The organism is Microcystis sp. CS-574 (assembly GCF_028329095.1).
Lineage (GTDB): Bacteria > Cyanobacteriota > Cyanobacteriia > Cyanobacteriales > Microcystaceae > Microcystis > Microcystis ichthyoblabe_A.
In genome coordinates, this window is the sequence record NZ_JAQMSY010000263.1 from 1 (window position 1) to 9417 (window position 9417).

Consider the following 9417-nt stretch of genomic DNA (forward strand, 5'->3'; position numbering starts at 1 on the left):
CACCCCCCTTATCAAGGGGGGACTAAGGGGGGATCGGCACCCCCCTTATCAAGGGGGGACTAAGGGGGGATCGGCACCCCCCTTATCAAGGGGGGCAGGGGGGATCAAACCTAAAATCCATTTTTAATTTAATTATAACCAGCTACTTAATTAATATACAGTATAAAGGATTAATTATCATCAAAAAATCACCAAACTAGAAGCGTAGGTGAAGGGATTTATGGTCTGCGTCGAGCCTTTGTCATTGCTGGAGCAGAAAGCCAATTAATTAGCCTTTGGAAAGTATCTGATGACGCGACCAAAGATTTAATGGTCGCCTATTATGGACGCTTACAAAAAGGAGAAGGACGCAGTGAAGCTTTACGACAAATTCAACTAGGAATGCTCAAGGGTGAGAAGCAAAAACATCCTTTTTATTGGGCCAGTTTTATTCTCTCTGGTGATGCAACTTCGATGCAATTTGACTGATGAAGGGTTAGGAGTTAAACTTAGGGGTAAAATTATTGGTATCACAAACAATTACTAGGAGAGTCACACAATGGCAACATTTACAGAAAACGACCTCAAAGAATTAAAAGACTTTATTGTAGGACAATTCAAAGAAGTTAATGACAAAATAGACAAGTCATCTGAACAACTTAATGGCAAAATAGACAGATTATCTGAACAACTTAATAGCAAAATAGACAAGCTATCTGAAGAAGTGAATAACTTAAGAGTTGACATAGCAAATATTAAAGGAGAATTAACAGGCGTGAATAAACGACTAGATAACTTGGAATTTACTAATCGAACCATCTTTGTTGCTATTGTTACTGCACTAATGGCAGGATTGGTTAAGTTATTTTTCCCAAATTTTCCTACTAATCCTTAACTGTGATTCAAAAAGAAAACGGATTTTTTCAAAAAACCCGTTTTCTGAAATCGAATTCAAAATAAGAAATAGCGCTGGGCCATGGGTAAAACCGTAGCGGGTTCACAGATTAATAATTCCCCGTCAGCACGCACTTCGTAGGTTTCGGGATTAACTTCCATGCGCGGTAAAGCGTCATTTAGCTTCATACTAGCCTTACTGATATTGCGCGTATTCGACACTGCCACGGCGGTTTTTTTCAGCTTTAACTTCTCAGGAATGCCCGCTTTTATAGCATATTTAGAAACAAATGTCAAGGAAGTTTTTGCGATCGCACCACCAAAAGAGGCAAACATGGGACGCATATAAACCGGTTGGGGTGTGGGAATACTGGCATTAGCATCGCCCATTTGCGCCCAGGCGATTAAACCGCCTTTCAGGACAATTTCCGGTTTTACGCCAAAAAATGCCGGTTTCCAGAGAACCAAGTCGGCTAATTTGCCCACCTCGATGGAACCGACATAATCGGAGACACCATGGGTAATAGCAGGATTAATCGTATATTTAGCAATATATCGTCTTGCCCGCAGATTATCATTCTCTCCCGTTTCCCCGGTCAGTCTGCCCCGTTGTACCCGCATTTTGTGGGCAGTTTGCCAAGTGCGGATAATTACTTCTCCCACCCGTCCCATAGCTTGAGAATCGGAGGAAATGATGCTAAAAGCCCCTAAATCGTGGAGAATATCCTCGGCGGCAATAGTTTCGCGGCGGATGCGGGATTCAGCAAAAGCCACATCTTCGGGAATACTCCGGTCTAGATGATGACAAACCATCAACATATCGAGGTGTTCCTCTAAGGTATTCGTCGTATAGGGACGGGTGGGATTAGTAGAGGAGGGTAAAACGTTCATTTCCCCGCAAACCCTGATAATATCGGGAGCATGACCACCGCCGGCCCCTTCCGTGTGGTAGGTGTGAATGACGCGATTTTTAAAAGCGGCGATAGTGGCCTCAACAAAACCGGCCTCATTGAGAGTATCGGTATGAATCGCCACCTGCACATCGTACTTATCGGCCACGCTTAAACAGGTATCAATGGCTGCCGGAGTGGTTCCCCAATCTTCATGGAGTTTTAAGCCAATTACCCCCGCTTTTACCTGTTCCGCTAGTCCTTCCGGCTGACTGCTATTGCCTTTACCCAAAAAACCCAAATTCATCGGGAAAGCTTCGGCGGCCTCTAGCATTCGATAGATGTTCCATTCTCCCGGGGTGCAGGTGGTGGCATTAGTTCCCGTTGCAGGTCCAGTCCCGCCACCAATCATCGTGGTAATCCCCGACGCAATCGCTGTCTCAATTTGTTGGGGACAGATAAAATGAATATGGGCATCAATCCCCCCTGCCGTCAAAATCATCCCTTCCCCAGCTAATGCCTCGGTAGCAGGACCGATAATAATATCGACATTATCTTGAATGTGGGGATTACCCGCTTTACCGATTTTATAAATTTTGCCGTCTTTAATGCCCACATCGGCTTTAACGATGCCCCACCAGTCGAGAATTAAGGCATTAGTAATCACCAAATCTACCGCCCCATCTTCCCTAGAAATGGGGGATTGGCCCATCCCATCGCGAATTACTTTACCGCCGCCGAATTTTACCTCATCGCCGTAGGTGGTGAAATCTTTTTCGACTTCGATAAATAATTCCGTGTCTGCCAGGCGAACTTTATCTCCGACGGTGGGGCCGTAGGTTTCAGCATAGGTGCGGCGATCGATGCGATAATTCATAGGGGGAATTCTTGAAAATCGACATTGATTATACGATCGATTTTCCGGCAATCATCGCTTTTTGGGGATTTTTTTCCATTTTTAATCTGGCTCATTTTCCAGGATTTCTTTGGCTTTCAGTAAAGCTTGGTGATGTTCTTCGGTGACGGTGGGATATCGTAAACCGAGGGATTCGAGGGTGTGATAAATAACTGCCCCCACAGCTAAACGGGTAAACCATTTGGGTTCTTCTCGACTTTGTGTGATAATTTTTGTCTATAGAATCATGAAGTGTTTACCGGAAAGACTTTTGGGACTATTTTGCTGAAGAAACTATCAGTATAGACCCCGTTTTTTATAATTGAGATATAGCGTTTCCTAAGCTAGTGAGGTACATCTATTTTTCTTCCCTTTTGCCTTTGGGGACTTGCGCTTTGATAATGTACCATTTAGGGCTGGTCTTATTCTTCTACAGAGCGATTTTCTGGCTGGGATATTATTTCCACGCAAGTCCCTTGGCCTCTTGCCTTTTGCCTAAAACCCATAACTTTTGTACCTCAGCAGACTGAAAAACGCTATAGTTTGTGCCGCTTAAATAAAGAGGTTTGGGTTTTAGACTTGGCGTTCAACGAGGATGCCTGTTCTACTCGTCAGGATTTTGCCCCTGCCCGCTCCCTGGTGGTGCTTGACATAAATTCCGCAATAGTGTTATAATAAGGGACTGGCTTAAGCCAAAGACAGCAGGTGCGAAACAGCTTAAATACCCTGCCGAGGTCAAAGCGAGAAAACAGCAGCCAAAAAGACTAAAGAGAGATTTTTTCTGTCTTGGTCGTGCCTGAACTGATTCTCTCCACTCAACCCCGGCGCTACAAGGGGTTATTTTTGTGCCTGTGGAACCGGTCCCCCGCATACAGGAGGTGAACAAGGGATGGGGAGAAGCAGAGAAAGCAAGGGAGTAATTCTAGAAGAATTAAAAACCTCCCTGAGCGAAGCTCAATTAACGATGGTCATCGACTATCAAGGTTTAACCGTCGCTGAAATCAGCAATCTACGCCGCAAATTGCGCCCCACGGGAACGATTTGTAAAGTCACCAAAAATACTTTGATGGGCTTGGCGATCGCTGAAGATAGTGGCTGGGAACCGATGAAAAGCCTTTTATCGGGAACATCCGCCTTTCTGCTCGTAAAAGAGGACATCGGTGGAGCTTTCAAGGCCTATCAAGAGTTCAAAAAAGAAAGCAAAAAAACCGAATTGCGCGGCGGTGTCCTCAAAGAAGGGACAAAAGGTCAACTGTTGACAGAAGATCAGATCAAAGCGATCGCTGATTTACCGTCGAAAGAACAGTTAATCGCTCAGGCCGCCGGAGCAATCAACGCCATTGCCACCAAACTGGCCCGCAGCATCAACGAAGTTCCCGCATCTTTGGCCCGTGCCGTCGATGCCGTGGCCCGTCAAGAAGAAAAAGAAGCGGCTTAATACCGCGCCAATCAATCACTTAAAACAATTAGGAGTCTAACCCATGTCTGCTGTAGCTGAAATCTTAGAAAAACTCAAAACCCTGACCCTCTTAGAAGCTGCGGAATTAGTCAAAGGTATCGAAGAAACCTTCGGAGTTAGTGCCGCCGCTCCAACTGGTGGCATAATTATGGCTGCCCCCGGGGCCGCTCCGGCTGCCGCCGCTGAAGCTGTGGAAGAACAAACCGAATTTAACGTCGTTCTCGAAGAAGTTCCCGCCGACAAGAAAATTGCTATCCTTAAGGTGGTACGCGAATTGACCGGTTTAGGACTCAAAGAAGCGAAAGACCTAGTAGAAGCCGCTCCCAAAGCGGTTAAAGAAGGCACTAACAAAGACGAAGCCGCCGCCATCAAGAAAAAACTGGAAGATGCCGGGGCAAAAGTTAGCGTTAAATAGATTGCCACTGATTCTGGGGATGTAGATTACATCCCCAGACAAGCTGAAAAGCTCATTTCCTGATACTATAGGATTGTTATAGCAGTCTTGTAGGATGTCTAACCATGGAAAGCGTCGCTTACATTTTAGTTTTAACTATGGCTTTGTCGGTAATTTTCTTCGCCATCGCCTTCCGGGAACCTCCCCGGATTCAAAAGTAAATTTCTTAACTCCGTTTAGGTTAATAATTTTCTTCCCTGAGCCGCCCGCTTGTCAAAAGCAGGTTAGCGGCTCTGGTTTTCGTATTTAAAGGCTTAAATTAAAGGTTCCCCTCACCGAGCGCCTCCTATGCAATGCCCTAATTGTCAGCATACCGATAGTCGCGTTTTAGAGTCCCGTTCCTCCGAAAACGGTCAGAGCATTCGTCGTCGTCGTGAATGCTTACAGTGTAAATATCGGTTCACCACCTACGAGCGCATCGAATTCGTGCCGATCACGGTGATTAAAAAAGATGGTAAACGGGAATCTTTTGATCGCTGCAAACTGCTGCGAGGGATCGTTCGCGCTTGCGAAAAAACCGGCATTCCTCACTCAAGATTAGAGGCGATCGTCAATGATATCGAATCCCGTCTGCAGCAAGACTCAAAACGGGAGGTAACAAGTCAGGAGATCGGTCAATTAGTCCTAGAATATCTCCGGCAAGAATCGGAAGTGGCCTATGTGCGCTTTGCTTCGGTTTACGGCAATTTTCAGGGAATTAGAGACTTTATCGCCGCTTTAGCGCTGCTGCAATCCTCCGAAATCGAACGCGCCTATCCTTCTTGGTCTCCAGTGGAGGAAGCCAGCGTGATCACCTCGTCTTAAATAGTTCCCGATTCAGTTATAATTAGGATCCCTTGTGCTATTTAAAGCCCAAGCTCTGGTTAGATTCTTAAAAGTCATTCTTGAGGCGGATTGCCTGCAAGAAAGCCGGATGCGGCAGTTCATCCCCTAGGCCCTACCTAGAAACTAAATTAGGAGGCATCTCCTTGATTTAGAAACTGTACATCACATAGGAGGAAAAACCTACGGAAATTCCGAGGCCCAAACAACGTACATGACCACCCAAAAAACTGCAAACAAAAACATAGGCTTTACCCATGAAGATTTTGCCGCCCTTCTAGACAAATACGATTATCATTTCAGTCCGGGAGATGTTGTCGCCGGGACTGTTTTCAGCATGGAACCCCGGGGAGCGCTCATCGATATCGGTGCTAAAACCGCCGCTTTTATCCCCGTGCAGGAGATGTCGATCAACCGCGTCGATAATCCCGAAGAAGTTTTACAACCCAACGAAACCAGGGAATTTTTCATTCTTACCGACGAGAATGAAGATGGACAGCTAACCCTGTCGATCCGTCGCATCGAATATATGCGCGCTTGGGAACGGGTGCGTCAATTGCAAAAAGAAGATGCTACCGTGCGATCGAATGTTTTCGCCACTAACCGTGGTGGAGCATTAGTCAGAATTGAAGGTCTCCGTGGCTTTATCCCCGGTTCTCACATTAGCACCAGAGAGGCGAAAGAGGATTTAGTCGGTCAGGAATTGCCCTTAAAGTTTTTAGAAGTGGATGAGGATCGCAACCGTCTGGTTTTAAGTCATCGTCGCGCTTTAGTGGAACGCAAGATGAACGGTTTAGCCGTGGGACAGGTGGTAATCGGTTCCGTGCGCGGAATTAAGCCCTACGGTGCTTTCATCGATATTGGTGGAGTCAGTGGTTTACTGCATATTTCCGAAATCTCTCACGATCACATTGACACCCCCCACACGGTTTTCAATGTCAATGATGAGTTAAAAGTGATGATTATCGATCTCGATGCTGAAAGAGGTCGCATTTCCCTCTCGACTAAACAATTAGAACCAGAACCGGGAGATATGCTCAAAAATCGCCCGTTAGTGTTTGAAAAAGCGGAAGAAATGGCGATTAAATACCGAGAAAAACGTCTAGCGGAAGCGGAAGGCCGGACCGTCTCGGAAGTAGTGGAAGAAATCGAAGTTCCCCCCGCCTTGGAGGAGGAAGATTTAGTTCTCGCCGCTACCGAAGAGTAGGTCAGTTATCAGTTATCAGTGATCAGTTATCAGATTTGAGTTTTAAGTGGACAGTGTTTATTCTCCAAAACCAGCACGGCTGGCAAATCCTGTGATTCCAGTCATCTCCTCACTACTATTGGCATCAAGGAAACGATCCAAGTGATCAAAAGTGGTTCCGTAGGTAATAGTTTTAGCGTCGTATCCTTTCAGACTGACGGTATGTGGCTCGAAAGCTTGGTGGAGATAGGGTAAACCGATGAGATGACTGTAGGTAGTGGCTCCGATGGCTAAATCCCTACCTATTTCTTTAGTGGCCGACTCTAAACGAAAGCGGCGTTGACTGTATCCCCGATCGCCGTATAATCTGGATGTTCACCGCTGCCAGTATTGCCGACCATGGCATAACCAGTATTCACCGCCGCACCGATGCGTAATTTAAAGGGTAAGGGATATTGTGCGCTTAAGGCGCGAGTCATGTTATGTAGTTGTATAATTGCTTGGAAAATTTGCAGGATATCGTCTTGATTGACTTCCTGTTGGCCGTGAAACCAGATGGCCATGATCGCATCACCAATATATTTATCTACCCAACTGCCAGAACTGCGGACAATACCCCCGGCATGGCGAAACCAACTGCCAATCAGAGAAGAAAGCACTTTTTCGTCTAATTGCCTAGTTAAAGCCGTAAAATTCCGCATATCCACCACCATCACCGATGTTAAGCGCCGTTCATGGACGGAGGAGGTAGGGGTGTCCCATTCTAAATTGCGCGGTTGCTTGCCTACATTGGTGGGAGTAGCACGATAGAACTGCACCTCGGTTTTGCCAAAGGTGATCTGATCTGTGTTATGGATAGTCACGGGAATAGCTACTCTTCTGCCATTGACAAAAGTTCCATTGCGACTACCGAGATCGATCAGATAAAAATCTCCTGTTTCCGTGGATTGTAAAATAGCGTGATTGCGAGAGATACAGTGATCCTTAATCACGATATCGTTATCTTTGCCCCGTCCGATTGTCCAGTAAGATCTCCCCACGAGAGGGAAAAAACGCTGTCCCTTATCGGTATGGAGTAGTAAATAGGGATTTTCTCTTGGCAGTATATCCACAGGTAAATGAGCGGCAATAGATAGACAGTCGCAACTACACATTATATAGCATATAGCAAGATTCCGCACATTTTCATCTATCTAAGTAAATAGATGGAAACCGGAATTAGCTAGGAAAACCCTTAAGCCAGAGAAGCGGTAATCCAAAATAAACCATCGACTAAAATTGTACTCAATACGGCTCCGCTAAATGCCCACCAATGACATACCCTTTTTTGCAAAGGATAAATACCGATCGCTAAGAGCAAGTTGAGCAGCACGATCGCCCAACTGATGCCCCAGGGGGTCTCAATTTGGGCCAAGGCGTTATGAAATATCGGCGATACTAGTTTGGGGTCTAGTTCCACGGTCATTAATTGTCGCCAGTAGGGAATTAGTCCCGTTAGATAGAAATATACATCGGTGATGGCAGTCCCTAACAAAGAACCCAGATAGAAAAGATTGCCCACTTTGCCGCGACCTTTGTATAGTCCCCAGAGAACAAAGGGCAGCCCGATCGCTTCCATGGGAATATGGATCAACGGTTCCCAACGCCACCAACCCCAGTAGAGAGAACCTGCTAACCAACTCCAACTAAAGCCCAAAAGTAAATCCCCCCAAAGACTGATTTTTTCTTGTTTGAGCAGCCAAACCCCTAACCCCACCCAAAAAAAGGTTAAACCTAGGCTAACTTCGGCATAGTAGCGCACTAGGGGCGCTTGCATGAACACGGGGACCGAGACCAGAAATGCTGCCGTCCAAAAGACGGATTGACATTTTTCCCAGTTGGGGACTAGGGGTTTCAGGCGATCGGGATTGCTGGGAACTAGGGTAGAGTTGAGCAAAGGATTTCAGAATTGTTACGAAACTTTACTTATATTAAGATACATCATCCTCTCTACACTATATCCCCTCTAGAAGATTTTGATAAAGTGAACTACTCTCAAGGTCGTTGAGAGCTTCCTATTTCACGGGGGATTGCCTCAAGACGGACTTTAGGCCCAGCTTTTGGTTTTACATCCCCTCTATGGGCAGTATCGCGCTTTTCCTAACGACAATACCCTTCGACGTAGCTCAGGGCAAGCTTCGGCTGGCTCTTTTGGTTTTTGTGTGTTAATTTTTGTTATGAATTAAAGCAAGCAAACAGCTTAATTGGTAAATTCATAACTTATTCTTTTAATAAGCTTTATTTTGGTATTCATTCCCTCAATTAATCCGTCGGTTGTATGATTTTCAAAGTAATTACAAATACCTGGCAAATGCTTCTGGATCATGCTGGCACTACTTTGATATAATATCCCGCCTATTCTTATCCATTTTTCCAATTTTCTCTCAGCACCTCTAAACGTTCTACTACTTTGATAAATTTGTCTAATTTCTTCTTTCATTTCCCAGGCTATTCCCAAGCAGGAATGTTCTTTCAGGATAACTTCTAGTTGTTGTTTTTGTTCGTGCTTTAAGTCCTCTTTATTCTTCCATAATAAATGAGGTAATCCTTTTTCATGCACCCCCATTAACTTTCTCAATTTATTAAGCTTGTCATTGATGATAGCCATTACATGAAAACGGTCATAGATGATTTTAGCATTGGGAAATAATTCCTTGTTCACTGCTGTAAATCCTGACCACATATCGACGCTCACTTCTTTCACCTTCTCCCGAACTGTTTCTGGCTGTGCTTTTAAGGATTCCCAATTCATCTTGCTTATGTCCTTTAATCACATCTAGTAAAATTTTCTTGTCCAGA

At 45.2% G+C, this 9417-nt stretch carries 9 protein-coding genes, 3 pseudogenes and 1 other annotated feature; of the genes and pseudogenes, 7 read left to right on the forward strand and 5 right to left on the reverse strand.

The genetic code is table 11. From position 1 onward, the window contains the following. Window positions 1-243: 243 nt before the first annotated feature. Together PN470_RS22015 and PN470_RS22020 are read left to right on the forward strand one after the other, a co-directional pair. Entirely contained in the window at window positions 244-468 is a 225-nt protein-coding gene (locus tag PN470_RS22015) for a CHAT domain-containing protein (protein ID WP_272105083.1), read from the forward strand. A 70-nt stretch (window positions 469-538) separates the two neighbouring features. Further along, window positions 539-874, forward strand: coding sequence for an LPP leucine zipper domain-containing protein (locus PN470_RS22020; protein ID WP_002737579.1), 336 nt, complete (start codon window positions 539-541; stop codon window positions 872-874). Between the two features lie 56 nt (window positions 875-930). On the opposite strand, the gene ureC is transcribed toward PN470_RS22020, so the two are convergent. Both ureC and PN470_RS22030 read right to left on the reverse strand, forming a co-directional pair. Continuing rightward, complete coding sequence (ureC, locus tag PN470_RS22025; protein ID WP_272105081.1) at window positions 931-2640, reverse strand: urease subunit alpha; 1710 nt, start codon at window positions 2638-2640, stop codon at window positions 931-933. Window positions 2641-2721: 81 nt separating this feature from the next. Next, a pseudogene (locus PN470_RS22030) lies at window positions 2722-2862 on the reverse strand (polyphosphate kinase 2 family protein); the annotation flags it as partial. A 470-nt stretch (window positions 2863-3332) separates the two neighbouring features. Beyond that, window positions 3333-3449, forward strand: a sequence feature (ribosomal protein L10 leader region). 98 nt (window positions 3450-3547) lie between these two features. On the opposite strand from PN470_RS22030, the gene rplJ reads away from it, so the two are divergent. The 5 genes from rplJ (at window position 3548) to PN470_RS22055 (ending at window position 6600) form a co-directional block, all read left to right on the forward strand. Beyond that, the gene (gene rplJ / locus PN470_RS22035; RefSeq protein ID WP_002737633.1) at window positions 3548-4096 is read left to right on the forward strand and encodes a 50S ribosomal protein L10; all 549 of its coding nucleotides are present in this window, start codon (window positions 3548-3550) and stop codon (window positions 4094-4096) included. Between the two features lie 43 nt (window positions 4097-4139). Next, complete coding sequence (gene rplL, locus PN470_RS22040; RefSeq protein WP_016515259.1) at window positions 4140-4532, forward strand: 50S ribosomal protein L7/L12; 393 nt, start codon at window positions 4140-4142, stop codon at window positions 4530-4532. Between the two features lie 104 nt (window positions 4533-4636). Next, window positions 4637-4732, forward strand: a complete 96-nt coding sequence (locus PN470_RS22045; RefSeq protein WP_012267019.1) for a photosystem II reaction center protein T — start codon at window positions 4637-4639, stop codon at window positions 4730-4732. A 127-nt stretch (window positions 4733-4859) separates the two neighbouring features. Continuing rightward, window positions 4860-5375, forward strand: coding sequence for a transcriptional regulator NrdR (gene nrdR / locus PN470_RS22050; protein ID WP_002737459.1), 516 nt, complete (start codon window positions 4860-4862; stop codon window positions 5373-5375). Window positions 5376-5607: 232 nt separating this feature from the next. Further along, the gene (locus PN470_RS22055) at window positions 5608-6600 is read left to right on the forward strand and encodes a 30S ribosomal protein S1 (protein WP_002737013.1); all 993 of its coding nucleotides are present in this window, start codon (window positions 5608-5610) and stop codon (window positions 6598-6600) included. Between the two features lie 57 nt (window positions 6601-6657). On the opposite strand, the pseudogene PN470_RS22060 reads toward PN470_RS22055, so the two are convergent. The 3 genes and pseudogenes from PN470_RS22060 to PN470_RS22070 form a co-directional block, all read right to left on the reverse strand. After that, a pseudogene (locus tag PN470_RS22060) lies at window positions 6658-7691 on the reverse strand (FHA domain-containing protein). A gap of 122 nt (window positions 7692-7813) precedes the next feature. Further along, window positions 7814-8515 (reverse strand): DUF3120 domain-containing protein, encoded by a 702-nt coding sequence (locus PN470_RS22065; protein WP_272105082.1) that lies wholly within the window; start codon window positions 8513-8515, stop codon window positions 7814-7816. Between the two features lie 278 nt (window positions 8516-8793). Then, window positions 8794-9417 (reverse strand): annotated as a pseudogene (locus PN470_RS22070) (transposase); the annotation flags it as partial.